Below are 17,449 nucleotides of genomic sequence, written 5' to 3'. Positions count from 1 at the left end.
GCCAAGGCGGTCAGCGCAGCATCGATCGGCGATGCCTACGGCTTGCTGACCATCCAGACGACGACGTGCAGCCGGTACGCCTGGCGGTCAGGTGGTACGCAACCGCCAGCCCTCCACATGGGTCGGTGCGATCGCGTTCTGCGGGTAGTAGCCCCACTCCTCGCAGCGGTTGTTCGGGCCGGGCGGCTGCTTGTTTCCGGCGATGCGTTCCGTCCGGTAGGCCTCGATGGCGTAGCTGACCTGATACGCCTCCACCCCGTACTCGGCGAGCAGCCGGGTGCGGGGTGGCACCGTCGTGCTGATGCTCACGCCGCGCGCTGTGGTCACGCTGGACACGATCGAGGTGTTGACCGAGGTGGTCAGCCACTGCGTGGGCTGCGTCTGCACCCCGACCGTCGCGGTCACGCTGTAGGTGCGGGACACGCTCGACGTGATCGTGTAGCTGACGCTCAGGTCGGTGCCCGAGTTGTCGAGCAGCTGGCCGTCACTGACGAGGAAGGTGGGCACCGCGGAGTGCAGCGTGTACCGGTAGCCCTCCCAGATCTGACCGCCCCGGCTGCCGTGGACCACCTTCCAGCCAGTCAGGCCCGCGGGACAGGTGACCCAGGCCCCCGCGCTCGCCGGGGCCTGGGTCACCGCGAGGCCCACCGCGGACAGGAGCCCGGCCAGGGCGCTCACCACGCCGAACCGCCTGCGCCGGACGCCGCTCGTACGTCGCACGGTCGTCGCCACCATCACCATCTCCTCTCGTCGATGGTGGAGACGATCGATCCACAACCGTTGTCCGGTCAAGGCATGCGGGGATGGATGGTGCGAGGTTGCGTCAACCCGCAGCGCGGCGCTACAGAAATTCGCAGCCGCCACGACCGGCAACGCAATGGACCCCGCACACACCCACTCAACGCGAAACAGAACGTGCCCGCGACGTCACGCAAGAGATAGCCGTCACCTCGCCAAAGGTACCCAATAACCAGTAAAACGGCCAAAGTTAAAGTAAGTGGGCCGGCATCCGCGGCGTCTACGCCCACGTCCCCGAACCCATGCACCAACCGCTGCTCACACCCTGCAGAGCCGATGGCTGGGCAGCGGCGGCTCCTGGTAACGACCGATCAGCAGCCTGGTCCGTTACCCTGGGAGCAGAACCGCTCCCACGAGCCAAGATCACACTCGCCAGTAGGCGCTGATCAAAGCTCTGACCAGCGGTTTTGGTGGGCGATACTGGGTTTGAACCAGTGACCTCTTCCGTGTCAACACGGTCCACCCAACGCCGCGATCTGCCCAAACCTCGTCCAGGCAGGTCACGGCATGTCCCTTGAACGCCGTTGACATCCGTTCGACGCCGTTCACGTCCGGCCGCGGCACCCCATGATCCAATCCGCCAGGAAGGGCAACCGGGGAGCACCGCAACCGCAACCACCCGACCACACCGGACGAACATTGCGAAACGCTCCTCTCTTCCAAGCGAATCGCCGCGCCTGATCAGCGCAAACACCTCGACCGACGGGAGTACTCACACCGTCACCACGAGTCCACGGAGTCCGACCTCAAACCATGATCAAGCGCCTGGCCGAACAACTCGGCGTACATCTTGAGGCGCTACAGTACGCAACTGGACGGCCGTGGGCACCAGGCCACGGCTGCCTTCGTCGGTGTCTTCAAGGTGTTGCGCATCTGATCTGGTACGAATACGTGGGCGTTTGTACAGCCCCTGCTGTTGCGCTCGCCACTGTTCAATTGCCCGGTCGTCAACGTCGGTCTCGCGGATCGACCGGTCCGGGCGCGGTCTCGGCAGCCCGCTGCAGGATATCTAGCCACCGTTGTGCGGCTTCGACACCGACCATGAGCTGTTCGGTACAAGCGTCACGGCGCCGGCGAACCCCCATCCGACGATTGATCCACCCATTCACGTGCGGGTACGGGCCGGCGCCGACGGCCACGAGTCTGCCTGCGAGACGGTGCAGCACTGCCGCGACCGCCAGGTCGCGGCCTTCGTTCTCAGGAAACGGGTTGTCTATAGGTACCGACGCGCAGGGCTCGCAGTATCCGAACATCCTCCCCGCCTGCCCGCTACGGCACCCCACGCAGATGTACCCGTCGCATACTGCGCACAAACCGTACGAGCTGTCGCTGTGGTCGTGCCGCTGCTCGGGGAATGCCGCGTCCCACGCTGCGGCGACCGTGATGCAGTGACCAGTACACACCGGCTTGGGAGGTGCCGGAGGCCGGGTCGCCTCGTACTCGCAGAACCGGCAGCGTTGGAACTCGTAGGCAACAGGCTCTTCTTGGCAGTCGACGCATACCGGCTCACCGCAGGAAGCGCAGCTCACCATCGACCCAGCTGGGACCTGCCATACCCGGTACTCGGACTGGCAGCCGTCAGGGCATGGCCAGCGGACGAACCACCACGCCTCTTCTGCGTCTCGTCGGATTCGCGCCGCCTCATCCGCCTCATCCGCCTCGTCCGCTTCGTCCGGCACTGGCACGATGACGGCGGCATGAAGGTACGGCTGGTCTTGCTCAACCATTCGCTGACGGGCGGCACGCTTGCGGGCCTTGTGACGTGTCATCGCGTTCCCCAACCGGCGGAGCCCCGCGCACCCCCGCCGTCACGACAATGACAGCCCGATTCCGGGCACGACGAAGTTAGGACCACGCGAGTCGGAGACCCTTTCCCTCCTCACAAACAGCCCCCACGCGGGCGAAGGCTGGACCGGAAGGTCGGCAGGCGCGAGCTGCCGTCCGACAGCATAGCCGTTCTGATGTCACAGCCTCCTAAAGACTGACCCCCAGGAGTCTCCGAATTTTGACAGATCCTCTGCGGTATTTGAAGAGAGTGCTGAAAGTGGAGGATTGGGCGGAAATCCGCCGTTTGCGTCGTGCGGAGGGCGTGCCGATCAAGGAGATCGCTCGGCGGCTCGGGGTGGCCCGAGATACGGTGCGGGCTGCGTTGGCTTCTCACCGGCCGCCGAAGTACGACGCCGTCCGCAGGGTTCGATCGTGGATGCATACAAGCCGCAGATCAGAGCGTTGCTGGCGGAGCGGCCGCGGATGCCCGGCCGGTCGTGGCTGAACGGATCAAGTGGCCGCACTCCATGCCGCCGTTGCGGAGGCGGCTGGCGGTCATCCGGCCGGAGCATGCCGGTATCGATCCGGTCGACCGGACGGTCCACGAGCCCAGCACGAAGCTGCCGGTGCTGGTGATGACGCTGGGGTTCTCCCGGTTCATGACCGCGGTGATGATCCCGTCGCGGCAGGCCGGGGACATCTTGTCCGGGATGTGGCAGCTGATCTCCGGGATCGAGCGGGTGCCCCCAGGACCCTGGTGTGGGACCGAGAGTTTGCGATCGGTGGAACCGGCCGGGTCTCGGCGCCAGCGGCGGCCTTCGTAGGCACCTTCGCCACGCAGATCCGGTTGGCGCCCCGGTACGGTTCGGTCGATCGTGGACGTGACCGTCTTGCCTCGCGACACGACCTCGCCGCCTCACTATCTATCTGCGTCCCGTACCGCGTACTGCCCCGGCGGGGCCGGACGGCCGCGGCATTACGAGCATGGCGCAGGGGTACGACACCGCCGGTGTCGCGGCGAGCACCCCGAAGTAGGCGCAGGCCCGCGAGGGCCGTCGCCGGACAGGTCGCCAGCGCCCCGCGTCGTAGAGTTGACCGCGCGAACGGAGGAATAGACGGTGGCACACGCAGCGGTACCGGACTTCGAACAGCGCCTCGTCGACTTCGGTTCGGCGAGGTTCACTCAGCTCCGGCCGGGCCAGCGCCAAGTGCTGGCCGCGTACGCCGAGCAGCACCTCGACACCGCAGACCTGGCCATCGAGATGCCGACCGGCGAGGGCAAGACGCTGCTGGCCTTGCCGATCGCCGACAACGCCCTTGACCGCGCGGATGGTCGGTGGCCTACCTGACCGGCACGCGCCAACTCGCCGAACGTGTCGAGGAGGAAGCTGAAGCGCTGAGACTGGATGTCGTCCGGATCTACCTATCCGCCACCCTCGGCTCGATGGACGACCTACAACGGCGCGTCGGTGGCCGTCCGGTCACCCGCCTGACCACCGCTGAACCGCTGCCGCCAGGCGCGACGGGCGAGCGACTCCTGGTACTTAACCCCAGCGCGGGGCAGCCCTTCGACCAGGACGTCCTCGGCTGGGCACTCAACCAAGCCCAGGCCGCGGGAGGCCGGGCCGCCTGGTTGTGCGGCAGCCACGCCGAAGCCGACACCCTCCAGGAGATTCTCACCACAGACGGCCAGCAGGTCTACCGCCTTCGCCCCGGCGACGACGCGATGGTCGACACCTGGAGCCGAGTCGCGAACGGGCACCTGATCACCGCGGGCCGCTACGACGGACTCGACCTCGCGGGCGATGTCTGCGATCTGGTCATCATCACCGCCGTCCCGCAGGCCAGCAGCGAGTTCGAACGGTTCGTCGTCGCCTACCTCGGCGACGCCAGTTTCATGCGTCACCGCGTCGGCCAGCGGGTCACCCAGGCCCTCGGCCGCGCCAACCGCGACGCCACCGACCGATCCCTCTACCTCGGCCTGGACCCCACCTTCGCCCATATGCTCGCCGACCCGGCAGTCCGCAAGTCGATCCCCGCCGGCACCGAACCCACCATCCGCACCGCGCTAGAAATCTATGACCAGGGCTGGGACGGCACCCTGCGCGCGTGCTCTGCATTCTGGCAACCAGCCGGGCACACCCTAACCTCGGCCCGGCCCGTCGACGCGGCGGGTTCTCGACGCAAGGCGCGACCTGGCCGCAACACTGGTGGAAGCGGCGACGTATCCAGTGCCGACGCTGAAGTCTCAGCGGCGACCGACCTCTGGCTCGGCGACCACGCGGGAGCAGCCAAGAGGGCTAGCGAAGCCGCGACCCAACTCGCTGCCGCCGGAGAAACCGAGCACGCCGCGTTCTGGCGCTACGTTGAGGCCCACGCACACTTCGACCGAGGACGCCCGCAGGACCTGGCCGCCGCACGCAAGGCGCTAGAGGACGCCACCTCCAACGGCCCGCGCACCACCTGGTTCCGCCGGCTGGCCCGCACCGTCGCCGACCTCGAAGGCTACGAGCAGACAGCCGACGACACCGACCGGTTCTTCCTCGCCTGGGACGATTGGCGCCGCGAGGCCGGTGCTCGGTTCGACCGTGTCCTGTCCACGGGTCGCGCCCTACTCACCGGCAGCCACGACGAACAGTGCGAAGGGCTGAGATGCTCGCCCGCCTCGTGGGCGCCAGCGGAGAACGCCCACCCAAGACCGAGCAGAGCGCCACGGACTGTCGTTGGACCTGGTCCACGGTCAAGCGCGCCGAACGTCGGGTCTGGGAGGTCAAGACCATTGCCAAGGGCAATCCCAAGCCACTCACGCGCGGCGACGTGAACCAACTGCTCGGGCAAATCGAGGTCGAGAACAGGCGCTCGGCGAAGACCCGCGTCTACGGCTGCTTGCTTACCCCGGCGAGCACCACCACGGACGACGCCGCGGAGGCGGCCCACGACAAGGTCGTGTTGGTCAACCACGGCGCGGCTGTCCGGCTCTACGACATGCTTGCTGACAGGCTGCGCCAGTACGACGCGCTGTGCGGCAACGGCAACGCCGAAGCGCGCGGTGAAGCCCGCACCAGGATCGAGGCACGCCTACCTCAAGAAGACGGCTGGCTTGGCAAGCTACTCAGGCCGTCGCTCGGGAAGCTCGTCACTGTCGACGACGTAGCCGTCATCTTCCCGTCGACCTGACCGGTGCCGTTGACGGACGTGGCGCGGAGCGCTCGGCCCAGTCCCGTCCCGGACCGTACCTGGACGCTGGGGCGGGTGCGTGGGAGCTGCCAGCGGCGGCTTCGTGTGGCAGGTAGGCGTAGCAGGTTTGAGCGAGCGATACCATTGTCGGCCGACGACATGTTGCGGCACATGAGATCGGAGATCCATTTGATGATGCCGGGTCAGTCCACGTGGACCGGTGGATGGGCATTGCTGGAACGGCTCCTCACGCAGGCTATGGACTTGTCCGGTACGGGCGTCCCGGTGGTCGTAGACATGGAAGGCGATCCTCTATCTGCGTTAGCGATCGCAGGGTGGGAGCATGAGCAGGCTGTCTCGCTAGAGGACATGGTGGATGTCGTCCACCGGCGGCTGCCTGACGGCCCAGTGGTCCTAGTGCCACCTTGGGATCGGCTCCGACCGGAGGTAGCGACGCTGCACCAACGCGGAATCGCGGTACGAAACGCCCACGAACTGGTGCTGGCGAACTGCCGCCCAGCAGGGGATGACCCAGTGCTTCTCACGCTTGTCCCGGCGAGCACTATGACGGACCTGGGACGCAGTCAACTACGGGCAGTCATCGCACAGGACTGGCAGGCGACGCTCGTGGTGTTCGCCCGCGGGTTCCTGCCGCATATACATGCCACCTTCGAGGTCGCCGCCATGCTGCTGCGCCGACGCACGTTGGAACCGAGGCCATCGCGGATCTTCCGCGTTCCAATGAACGAGGACGCCAAGGTCGTGGAGGCGGACTTCACCCGCCTGCTGAAGATGGCGGGTGGAAGACGGACCTTCGGCTACGTCATCCGCGATCCTCTACCACCCGGTGAAAGTCTGGCGTTTGACCGACACGACCCTGCGGTACTGGACCGGCGTACAGCGCTGTCAGAATTCGGCCGGACCGTGACGCTCGGGGACATCTTCGACCTGCCGGCATCGGCTATCCATCCGACGCATGACCGTCAGTTGCTACACAACGATCCCACCAGCGGCAGCGTTCGAGTGATCACGGGCCGAGATGTCCGGCCCAACGGGATCATCGCGCCGCCTGATGAAAAGACCAAATGGGCTGATGTGCCACTGGATCCTTGCCTGCGCCCCGGTGATCTGCTGGTCCGGTCGATTTACCAAGCCCACGACCGGAGCGGACTGGTCGTCGCCGAGGTGAAGGCCCACGACCTGCCCGCCGTTGCGGGTGACACGGTGATCGTGCTGCGCCCGGGCACCTCGCTGCGACCATACGAGCTCTCGTTTGCACGGCAGTTTTTGAATACGCCTCTGGCGAAGACGCTGGCGTCTTATGGTGGCGGGGCTCGTATCCTCAGGAGCGCCCTGTGCGAATTGCCCGTGCCTCAACCGGACGAGACGCTCTCCTCGGCATTGATCGACCTCACCAGAGCGGCTGAACGGCTGGACGAGTGGCGGGCCGAAGCAGTCAGCCTTGTTGAGTCGGCGCTGGCGGAGGAGCCGCAGAGAGCTAGGGCTCGGCTGCTCCGTTCGGGCCGCCTCCTGCGGATGCGGACGGAGGCAGCCGCGCTGCTCGACGACCAGGGGCACGCCATACGCACCAGGTATCCACACCCCATCGCATACCGGTGGCGTCAAGTTGAAGCCGAGCTGAGCGGCGAGCCGTCCTTGCACGCATACGATGCCGTGTTGGAGGCAGCCGAAGTACTGCTGAGCTACACGGCGATCATCGCCATCGTGATGGCAAGGCATGCTGGCGTCGAGATCTCCACGGTGAGAGGCGTTCGCGACAAACTCGCTGGCGGCCGAGCCGGCCCCACGTTCGGTGACTGGGTCGCAGTCCTCACCGAGGTGACCGGCAAGAAGTTCAAGCGTCTCCCGAACGACCAGCCTCTGATTGAGGTGCGCCGAATGCTCGCCGCCAAAGAGATGAGGGACGCCTGCGCTCGGCTGGCTGAGCATCGCAACGATCGAGCACACCTACGTCGCGGCGACCTGGCCGAGCTGCTGCCGGATGCCTACGCAGGACTCAGGGTCCTCTTAGCGGGTGCGGAGTTCCTCAGCGACCTACGTCTCGTTCACTTGTCAAGTGTCCGGTGGGATGCCCTGCGAAGGTCGGCGACGGTGTCGCTGCAGGAACTCATGGGCGACCACTCCGTCGTTCCGGCGACGGTGATCGAGTACCCGAGCAATGAGTTGGAACGAGGAAGTCTCTACATAATGGACGCGGAAGGCAGCCTGCACTTACTCCGCCCGTTTCTCATTGGAAGAAACTGCCCCACGTGCACACAGTGGTCCACGTTTCATGTCGACCTGACGCCGCAGAACAGCGACGTCGTTCTCAAAAGCCTCGAACACGGACACACGATGAACGACGACACCATGCGTGAGCCATTGCGACAGGTAGGACTACTCCCTCCGGAATAACCTCGATCAAGATCGCTGCCAGTCTGATCTGACCCGTCGCAGTGTACGGCGAACAGCCATCAGGCGACTTACGCGGTATACCTCTACCTTAAGGTGAATCGCCATACACGTCAGGCATCCAGGATTTGGCGCGCAAGAGAAAGAATTCAAGGCGCCGTTCCCGCATAAGCGCATCAGCGATGTCCTTGGTTGCTACGCCAGCTTCGCGGAGCATTAGGGCGACCAGGGTCCAGTACAGAGACTCTGCGAGGATCAACTGTTCCTGCTCAGAAATCGGGGTATCTCCGTGTAACTGGTGCGCCATCCGATTACGGGCCGCTTTAACTTTACCTACCCACAGATCCGGCCTTCGGCCAAATACTTCCTGATTAATTTCGCCCATCTCTCTAATTATCCGCAAAAGTCGATGACCAAATGTGGGCTGACCAATAAATGACAATCCGTCATTAACCGCCTTAAGCACGTCCGGACCGAAGCGACCAAATATGCGGCGGCCAGCTCGACGAACCACTCTTGCCACATCCTTAGCCATGCGTGGCTCATCGTCGTAAAACCTTCGATGCATACCTTCTACCGCAGACGCCAACTGAAAGACCGTCGTAGACAGGTCCTGCTCTCGTAAAAACCTCGCGGCGGCTACCGCCGAACCAAGCGGATCTAGCTTTGCATGCATGGAGATCCACTTAGCAATTCGCGACAAACCGACTGCAGAGAACTCGATGAAATGGGCGGCACGCCGCTCCTCGTCATCGCGCAATTTTCCCCAAACCGTCGGACCATAAACGCGAAACCATCTCTCCGACATGTCCGCCGGTGCCACGTAAACGCTTCGCACGTCGCATTCGCCATCCGCGCATATTGTGGTGAGAACCCTAAGCGGATCAACATGGTCAGCAACTATCGCATCAAGATTTCTTGGCGCTAGATCACTAACCCAATACGACACGGCGCGCCATAGCTCCAACGATAACGGACCCGATCCCCGCTTGCCGTACGAGCCAAAAAAGGTCAGCCTTCCGTCTCCACTCGGAATTTCAACGGGATCAACCTTCGGACTATGAACGGTCGCAGAAACGCCCTGCGGCCCGAAGTTCCACGCCAGCCCTTCCTGCCCGCTCCAGCCCTCAAGACCCGTAAGCTCGATGCGGATACCGACATATTGATCATCCGCGTCCGCAAGGAGTCCCATCGCCGTCAACGCATATCTCGCACGGATCTGTTCCCTCTCCCCCACTGACGAGAAGGTTTGGCGGGCGACGTACGCATCAAGGAGCGTTACATTTCCAAGTTTGTCCAAATTGCCATGAATTGTCATCCGGGCCGACGATGGTCTACCGAACGCTGTCAGGACACCAGCCAGTTCAAGAACGGGCGCCTCGCCCGCTAGGTCGAGCCTGCCGGCCACCTTGTTTTCAGTGCCGGCTAGCCAGAACTGACCCTCGACGACCATGTCTGTCCCTCCAACCTGTCCCGACTGTTTGGCCTACTCGCTTCTACTCCATCGCCAGCCGCCACGAAAGTAGCCAAACGTACGGGGGTGCCGCCCCCACGGAGCGGGCGGACGGTATGACCCATGAGGTGCCGAATCCGTGCCCAATGTCGAGCGGCCTGCCCTAGAACACCACTTGAACAACGTCATCGACTGGACCCCGAAGTCCTTCGCGATCTCCTCGACCGTTACACCCGGGTCGCGGTCACGGGCAACCCGCCCGACCTCATCGCGGAGGCTTAGGCACAGCGACATCCTTCCAGGCCGCCCACGGGGCAAGCCATCTCAGATATCACCTACCGGTGCAGCAGACCCCGGTGACATCCTCGGCCGATGACGAAGAGTGACAGTGAGGCGAGCGCCGCCCGGCCCGAGAACGGCGGAGCGCCAAGTCAGATGGCAGCGCCACACGCCGCTCGACGAGAGGCGCAGCGATCACTTCTCGCGATCGCGCTCCTCGTCCAGGTTTTCCAGGTCAAGCGTGCTGGCACCTACCGTAATGGTGAACTCGCCGGTGAGGCGCCCCCGGACTTCGGCAGCGGTTGCGGACCATGTTGCGGTCAGCGTGGCGCCCGGTTCTTCCTGTACGAGCAGCGGCACCGGCTCCAAGGTCACAGCGTCTTCCGCACGCAGCTCGAAGTCGTCGTACTCGATGGTGACCGAGCCGCTGTCTCGCACTGTGAACGAGGGACCTGGGCCGGGATACACGGGCGTGGGGATGTGCGGTGCGAAGTCGAAAGCCGGAAGGCTTGGGACGAGATTGCGAACGGTGGGCGCGCCGAGTGGCTTCGGGGGGCGCGGGGCATCAGGGCGGTCTCCGTCCAGTGCCTCGACCAGTTCCTCGGGGTAGCCCTGCACCTGCCCAGGGACATGCACGACAAGCCGAATGGCGGTGTAGCCAATGTCGGTAGGATTGGTCACCGTCAGAGTCAACGAGGCGCGCTTGTGCCGGAACAGGTCCCAAGCTCCACGATGCACGAGAACTTCCTGTGCCCCGTCAAGAAACTCTTCAACTTCCTCGGTGTACTGCTCTTCGGTACGAGTGTCTGGGACTGGCCGTAGGAACCCGCTGCGTACGCCCACCATGTCCACGCCGGGATGACGAGCGGGCCGGTGGCGCGCGGCAAGGAGAGCGGGGCGTCGCTGTCCTACCCACCTGCTCACCACATCGTGGATGTCGGGCGACTCTTCGATGGTCGGCGGGGTCGCTGCCACGGTCATCTGCAGACTCGGGGTGCGTTCGAGCAAACGAGCCTGAAGCAGGTCGAGATCGCCGGGGTTGGCTGGATCGGTACGGCCGGTGTGGCGGACAAAGATGGTGGTGGCTTGGAATTTCTCGATGTGCTTGCGGAGGCAGTGGATGGGGTCACCGGGCTTTGGCGGGTCCACGATCACGACGAGGACCTGTTTTCCGTCGACCGTGACGTACTCCGGCGTCCACCGCACCACGTCGCCAGCGTACGGACGCACCCGACCGATCAGGGTCTCCGGGTCGATCGTCGCTATACCGTTGATCGCGCCGGGCTCGACGCCGACGAGGAGGTAGCCGAAGCCGCCGGCCCGCTGAGCGGCGGCGGGCTGACGGTTGGCCAGCCCGATGATGTGCTTGACGATGTGAGCTAGACCAGCCGTTGTGGTCAGGTCAAGGGTCGACTTCCACTCGATCCAGCGATGCTCGTCGTGAGGATCGGCGCCCTCGACAGCTCGAACTAGAGCGGTGAGCTGGCTCGGACGCAGCAGCGGTGCGGAGGTATCGATCTGGAGAACCACGGCAGTAACAATAGACGCGACCGCCGACGAAAGCTCAGCCGTTATCGGCGGCTGGTCGATAGTGGCACGTGATCAGCCGCGTTCGGCCGCGCCGCGCGCCTCCGACAGCAACCGCTGTGCGGTGCGCGGCGAGATGCTGAGCTTCCGCGCCAACTCCACGCCGAGGCCGCGCCGGTCACGCCCGGTGCGATGGGTCTCGGTCAGGAGTGCGATAGCGGCCGACAGCCGAGGGTCGTCTGCGTATGGGTGTGGTTACGGGCACCGGTCGTGCTGGGGGTGCGGCCGGTGGATTGTCGGCCGGTGCGAGCGTCGGCGACTGCCCACACGGTGCGCCGGTACCACAGGCGGCGAAGTCGCCCGTCTGGCAGCTTCGGCCAGGCGGTGCCGTTCCTGGGCGTGGCCTGCGGTGCAATCCTCAACTACAGCTACGTATGGGCCATTGGTCACGCGCTACTTGGCGCAGCCGCACATGCTCCGCCTACTACCTGCAGGGCTCGGCGCCGGCGCTGCCTTAGTTAGGTGGCGGTCGCCGCTAAATCGTTGAGTGCCGCGTTGATGACGGGCCAGCACATACTGACCGTGTCCTGGTCTGGAGCGTGGCCAATCCTTACCTGCGCGTTCGGGTGGACGAGGTTGCGATACTCCCGTAGTTTGCCGGCGAAGCCGCGGACGTCGGCTTGAATCCACTGTTCCCGGTGGGCGGTCTCGATGAGGTCGTGCAGCGTCCACTTTTCTGGTTTTTTTTCGGAGCCCAGCATGCGGGTTTTCACCGCATCGAGCAGGACACCTTCGAGGAGGCTGCCGAGCATGATGAGCGCGCTGACGTACGCGCCGTTGCGGTCGCAGATGCGTGCTTCGTTAAGCCGGCCTTCAAGCACGGTGGCAAGATCGGTGTCGCGGACGAGGTCAGCCATGGTTACGTGCAGGGATACGTCTGGTGGTTGTTCCTGGTCGTTTGGCCGCTTGTAGGGTCGGATGATGGGTCGTCCTTGGCTGTGCGCGATCTCGAAGCCTTCGGTAGCAAGGATCGTGTTGAGTAGCTGGGTGACTTCCGCCGCGGCCAGGGGTTCGTTGCGGTGAACGTATTCTCGCCGATCGGCGAGTCGGCAGACGACCGAGTCGATTGCCCCTGGCACGTGCCGGCGAGTGCGGAGTTGTTCGGTGAGCCAGGCACGCCGTGGTTCGTTGTTGTATCGGGCGACGTTGTCCCAGCCGGCTTGCTGTAGCAGTTTTGGGAGTTCTCCGCCGCGCCGGTAGATGGGGTAGTCGTCTCCCCCGCAGGCGACGCGGGCAATTTCGTCGAGGGTGTTGTCGTCGATGCCTTCGAGCACGGCGTCTCCTAGGAGTCGTCTTCATCGTCGGACAGGAGGGCGGGTTTCCACCGTGCTTGCTGACGGGGAGCCGCGGGCAGGGAACGCGGTTCGATGCCTCGTTGCTGTAGCTGTTGCCACAGGGGTTCGAGTGCGGCAATCGGGTCAAGCAGGTACTCGCTGTCGCGGATGCGGATGAACTGCCAGCCGGCTCGGCGCAGCTCGCGTTCGCGGTGGAGTTTCCTGCTCGACCTGGTCGGGCTGTAGGGGTCGGCTCGGTGTGTCACATTCGACGGCGAGTCGTCCGTTGTCGCCGACGACGACGAGGTCGATGGTGCGGTGGTCGACTGGGTACTGGGGCACGACGGCGTATCCACGACGGCGGAGTTCTAGGAAGACTCGCTGCTGCAGTAGCGAGTCGAAGGGTTCTGCACGGATGTCGGCGGTGATGTCGTCGAGGTCCGGGTCGATGGAGAGGGTGGCTGGTGGGTGCATCATGTAGGTCAGTAAAGAGTGGCGTAGGTCCGTGGGGTTGAGGCTGTTGACTGGCACGGAGGTGAACAGCCACAGCTGATCGCGGGCGCGGGTCGCGGCGACGTTGTACCGGCGTTGCTCGGTGCGGCTGGTCAGGGCTCGTTTGGCCTTGGTGACGACCATCGAGAGCATCACGATGTCGCGTTCGTCGCCTTGAAATTCGGGTGGTTGGCCAACTCGAATTCTTCGTCGTCGGATCTCAGTGGAGTCAATGCGCTCGTTGAGCAGCTTGTCGAGTATTTGTACCTGTTTGCCACCTTGTAAGGCGATGATTCCGATGCTCTTATTCCGGTACATGGGATCGTCGATGATTTTCTTTACGTGGTCGATCACCGTTTCAGCTTCGGCCTGGTTACGTAGGGTGAAGTTGCGTCCTATCTCCGTGGCCCCTTCTACGTGGATCACTTTAAGTGGGTCTAGTCGGTCGGCGCCGAACTGGCGTAGGGGTATCAGGCGGTTGTCATAGAACTGCGCTGAGGACCAACCGATGATCTCGGGCATGGATCGGAAGTGTTCGGATAGCCGGATCACGTCAGGGAAGTGCGTGGATAGTAGTTCGTAGAGGTTGGAGGTAGGGCTGAAGCCGTTGCGGCGGCTTAGGGGCATCTCGCTGAGGTGGCGGTCCAGGCTTTCTTCGATGGTCTTCAGTTCGTTGTGAGATCTGAGGCCGGGGGCACATTGTTTATCGTCTCCGACCACGATAACTCGTGGCGCAAGCCACAGGAGGAAAAGAGCGTCGATGCTGGCTTGGCTGGCCTCATCGACGATGACGACGTCGAACGCATTCGGCTGCGGCGGGATGGTGTCGGTGACGGCCGCCAGGGGCATGACCCATGCGGGGACGGCCTGCTGGGCGTCCTGCATCGCCTCGCGTGCTGCCGCGAGGTAGCGATCTTTGCTCTTGACTTTGCCTCGGCCGAGACTGCCCATGTGGTTCCTGTATGCCTGCAGCGCTTGCCGCTGCCGCTCCGTCATGCGGGTCAGGCATTGAAGGAGGGCTTGTTTGCCTACCAGTTCGGCGGTCGTGGTGCTGAGCTGGGTCTCTACGTCGTCGATGCGTTGCTCGTGATCGCGATCGGCGCCGGGTTCCCGGACGAGTCGGTGGTAGGTGACTGCCGCCCCCCAGGCCCACGCCGCCTCGATGTCGTCGAGCCGTTGTCCCCAGGTCGGGTCGCTGAGACTGTCGGTCAGCTGCTGGGCTAAGGTTGGATGGACGTCGGCGAGCCGGCGGTAGAAGCCGTCGCAGCGGTCTTGAGCGCATTTGTCGTCCCTGGCGCGATCGAGGGCCGCTCGAGCGTCGATGTAGTGTCCAACGTCCCGGTGCCGCAGCGCGGCAGCGACCTTGGCGACCTCGGGGGCGGAGTCGGCCTGCACGGACCATGAGTGCAAGGCGTCGATCGTGCGGGACAGGGTTTCCGTGGCGTGCCGTGCCCCAGCAATGACGGATCGTCCACGAGCGACGCGGACCAGGAGATCCCAGTCCTCGGGGCTGCGGACCGCATACCTGACCCCGTGGCGGCGCAGCACCTGCTCGATTGCGTCGCGGGCGGCGGTGAGTGACCGCAGGGCGGCGGCGGTCTGCGAGACGTCGTTGAGGTGCGCCACCCGTCGGCGAAGCGGCCCGGGTACGACGGGTGCACCGACTGACGCCCATGCCTCCAGCGCGGCGGTTACGGCGGCCTCGGCCTTCAGAACGGTGATCAGCGCGGCGAGGTCCCTGGCCGTCGCCGGTGGGGCGCCGTCGACTGTGCACACCTCGAGCAGATCCGCAGCGTTGACTTGCGCACGGGCAGGTAGATACCTGCGGAGCCGGCCTCCCCGGGAGAAGTGGCTGCGTAGGCGCTTGGCCTGGCCAGCAAGGCGGGTCAGGTTTGCTGTGGTCAGCGGTGTGCTACCCAGATCGATCTCACTGCTACTGAGCGCGGCCAGTGCGCCGACGTGCGGCTCGACGTCTCGCAGTTCCATGAACAGTGCATGCCAGTATGCGGGGCTACGGCGGGCGAGGAGCGCGTCAGCGGCGCTGCGCCGCCAGTCCGAAGGCCCCCAGTCCGAGATGAGGTCGGGTAAGCCGCAGGTAGCGAGAGCGTCGGCTGCCGCGTCGACATGCCGCTCGATATCGGCCAGGGTGGCATCGTCGAGGGTCGCCATGACCCAACGGGAGCTGGTGTGGTAGGGGCCGAGGATCCGCTCCGCTCGGCTGATCTTGTCAAGCATCGCGGCGACATCAGCCGCAGGCGGGACCAAGTCGGCTCCCGGAATACGTTGCCCAGCACGGGCAACGCGCGCCGGCGTGGCTGAGGTTAGCAAGTGCCACAGCTCTCGGGCCTCGCCGCCGGACAACGGCACACCCGCAGCGGCCCCGGCGGGCAAGGGGTCGATCCAGCTATACCTGTCCCGTCCTGCAGCGATCAGTTGGACCAGCCTCGCCAAGGTGCCGGTGTAGCCGGGCGCTACCGGGGGGTGCGTCAGATACTCCTGCTCACGGACCGATCGCAGGTCTCGGACTGCCTGGGCCAGCGCGGCAACGAGCTCGTTGCGCCGAACCCGCAGGTGCGCGATGTCTCGGCGGAGTTCATCTGTGCTGACGGTGGCGGTCAGGTCCGACAACGCGGTGATGCTGCGCTCAGGTTCGTCGCCGGCGCTGCGCTGCGTCCCCGTCATGAGGACACAGAGCTGTCTCACGGCCGGCGGAAGCTGATCACGCAGTACCCGAAGTGCCTGATCCTTCTGGCTTGTGATCAACAACCGCTGACCGTCGGCCAGCAGGGCACAGATCAGGTTCGCGATCGTGTGGGTCTTTCCCGTTCCCGGCGGTCCCTGCACAACGACCGTCGTGTCAGCATTCAGCTTTTCGAGCACCCTACGCTGCTCGCGGTTACTGGCCAGGGGGAACAACGGATCGCCGCTGACGCTCGGACGATCACCCCTGCCTTCGTTCTTCAGCATGGCCAGACGATGTTCCGGCTCAATGGAGGTAACCAGTTGTGCCAGCCCAAGAGGCGCCGGACTGTCTTGACCATCGAGGCTGTCCGCGATCGCGCTGTAGAACCTCTCCAGCCCGCTGCGGTCGCGAGGACGCAAGAACAGAGCAGGGGCCAGCGTCAACCGAGTCTCGTCCCCCTCGATGAGGGCCGGCGGCTCCCGCTGATCCGTGGCGAGCTGCAGCGGCCGGTTCCAGAATCGCCGCTTCCACTCCTCCAACCACCGAGACAACTGCGGTGAGAAGGGGTGCAGCCCCGTGGTGTCGGTGTCGGACCAGGGAAGACGGCCCCGGCTGGCTCTGTAGCCGTCATCGGCGGTGAGGAAGTCCTGATGTTCGATCCTCACCCGCTGATCGACGGGCACCACGACCCGCAGTGCGTCCGTTTCCGGATCGCGAGCGATCTTCGCGCTCCAGATGAGTAGATGGCGCCGAATCATCCAACGCCCCTCGACGCAGGAGCTGATAAGGCCAGCGCCGAGGACCAGTTCGTCGGTGTCGATCCGCTGGGAGGCTTCACGTTCGAGCCGCTCCAGCCGGTCGTACACCGCACGTTTTGCACGGGTGCCACGCTCATGCTCAGCCCATGTCAACCACTGGGGGAGCAAGCTGTCATAGATCCGCTTCGCGGAGTCGGGTTCGACAGGATCAGCAGGCGTCATACCGCTGGACACACTGCCCAACTGCGGCGGGGATCCTTCAGGGTCACTCCACTCCGCCTCGGTGATCAACCCTTGCATGGCCGTCGGCAGAACTGGAGGGTCGGACGGTGGGTGATACTCAACCTCCAAGAGCACGGACGTGCTTGATCGAGGACTGGGTCCTTGCGAGTCGCCCAACCAGTAGGCAGCGTCATCATCGACCGGGTTGCGATCCTGTTGGCGGTAGGTCTTGACCTGCTCCAGCAGGTAGGCCACGAGGTCACGGGTTAGTCGTTTCACGTCGGGACTCGTTAGTGACACGGACTCCGACACACTGCCTCCTCGGGCTAGCCCAGCCCTACAGGATGCATGCAGACCGCCACGCATCGCAACAGCGCCCAGGAACATAAATCTCTCAAAGCCACCCAACCTCGACCGAGCCGGTACTCCAGCCACCCTCGCTGGACCTACGGAGGCGAAGCCGAGCCCGAAGACGGGCAGGTCATCAAGCAATAGATCACCGATGGGGTCTGTAAGAACAACCGCCCTGGCTCACATCCGGTGGCAG

General features: G+C 64.6%; 9 protein-coding genes and 2 pseudogenes. 5 read left to right on the top strand and 6 right to left on the bottom strand.

Annotated features, from left to right (window positions below; translation table 11 throughout):
* Nucleotides 1-87: 87 nt before the first annotated feature.
* Nucleotides 88-735, bottom strand: a complete 648-nt coding sequence (locus tag O7627_RS12040) for a hypothetical protein (protein WP_278093584.1) — start codon at nt 733-735, stop codon at nt 88-90.
* A gap of 2,098 nt (nt 736-2,833) precedes the next feature.
* On the opposite strand from O7627_RS12040, the pseudogene O7627_RS12035 reads away from it, so the two are divergent.
* The 5 genes and pseudogenes from O7627_RS12035 to O7627_RS12015 form a co-directional block, all read left to right on the top strand.
* A pseudogene (locus O7627_RS12035) lies at nt 2,834-3,421 on the top strand (helix-turn-helix domain-containing protein); the annotation flags it as partial.
* A 262-nt stretch (nt 3,422-3,683) separates the two neighbouring features.
* On the top strand, nt 3,684-3,914 hold the full coding sequence (locus tag O7627_RS12030; protein WP_278093583.1) for a DEAD/DEAH box helicase family protein: 231 nt from the start codon (nt 3,684-3,686) through the stop codon (nt 3,912-3,914).
* A complete protein-coding gene (locus O7627_RS12025; RefSeq protein WP_278093582.1) occupies nt 3,902-5,386 on the top strand; it encodes a hypothetical protein in 1,485 nt (494 codons plus the stop codon). The genes O7627_RS12030 and O7627_RS12025 overlap by 13 nt, the downstream gene beginning before the upstream one ends.
* Nucleotides 5,383-5,742, top strand: a complete 360-nt coding sequence (locus O7627_RS12020; RefSeq protein ID WP_278093581.1) for a hypothetical protein — start codon at nt 5,383-5,385, stop codon at nt 5,740-5,742. Before O7627_RS12025 ends, O7627_RS12020 begins: the two co-directional genes overlap by 4 nt.
* Nucleotides 5,743-6,306: 564 nt before the next feature.
* Nucleotides 6,307-8,157, top strand: a complete 1,851-nt coding sequence (locus tag O7627_RS12015; protein WP_278093580.1) for a hypothetical protein — start codon at nt 6,307-6,309, stop codon at nt 8,155-8,157.
* Nucleotides 8,158-8,245: 88 nt separating this feature from the next.
* On the opposite strand, the gene O7627_RS12010 is transcribed toward O7627_RS12015, so the two are convergent.
* From O7627_RS12010 to O7627_RS11990, 5 genes and pseudogenes are all read right to left on the bottom strand, one after another.
* Nucleotides 8,246-9,607, bottom strand: a complete 1,362-nt coding sequence (locus O7627_RS12010; RefSeq protein WP_278093579.1) for a HEPN domain-containing protein — start codon at nt 9,605-9,607, stop codon at nt 8,246-8,248.
* A 474-nt stretch (nt 9,608-10,081) separates the two neighbouring features.
* A complete protein-coding gene (locus O7627_RS12005; protein ID WP_278093578.1) occupies nt 10,082-11,416 on the bottom strand; it encodes an ATP-binding protein in 1,335 nt (444 codons plus the stop codon).
* A gap of 72 nt (nt 11,417-11,488) precedes the next feature.
* Nucleotides 11,489-11,787 (bottom strand): annotated as a pseudogene (locus O7627_RS12000) (hypothetical protein); the annotation flags it as partial.
* A 144-nt stretch (nt 11,788-11,931) separates the two neighbouring features.
* Nucleotides 11,932-12,747, bottom strand: a complete 816-nt coding sequence (locus O7627_RS11995) for a hypothetical protein (protein WP_278093577.1) — start codon at nt 12,745-12,747, stop codon at nt 11,932-11,934.
* Between the two features lie 144 nt (nt 12,748-12,891).
* On the bottom strand, nt 12,892-17,157 hold the full coding sequence (locus O7627_RS11990; RefSeq protein WP_278093576.1) for an AAA domain-containing protein: 4,266 nt from the start codon (nt 17,155-17,157) through the stop codon (nt 12,892-12,894).
* Between the last annotated feature and the right edge of the window lie 292 nt (nt 17,158-17,449).

This window comes from Solwaraspora sp. WMMD1047 (assembly GCF_029626155.1).
Classification (GTDB): Bacteria; Actinomycetota; Actinomycetes; order Mycobacteriales; family Micromonosporaceae; genus WMMD1047.
This window is presented reverse-complemented; position numbering and strand designations above follow the sequence as displayed.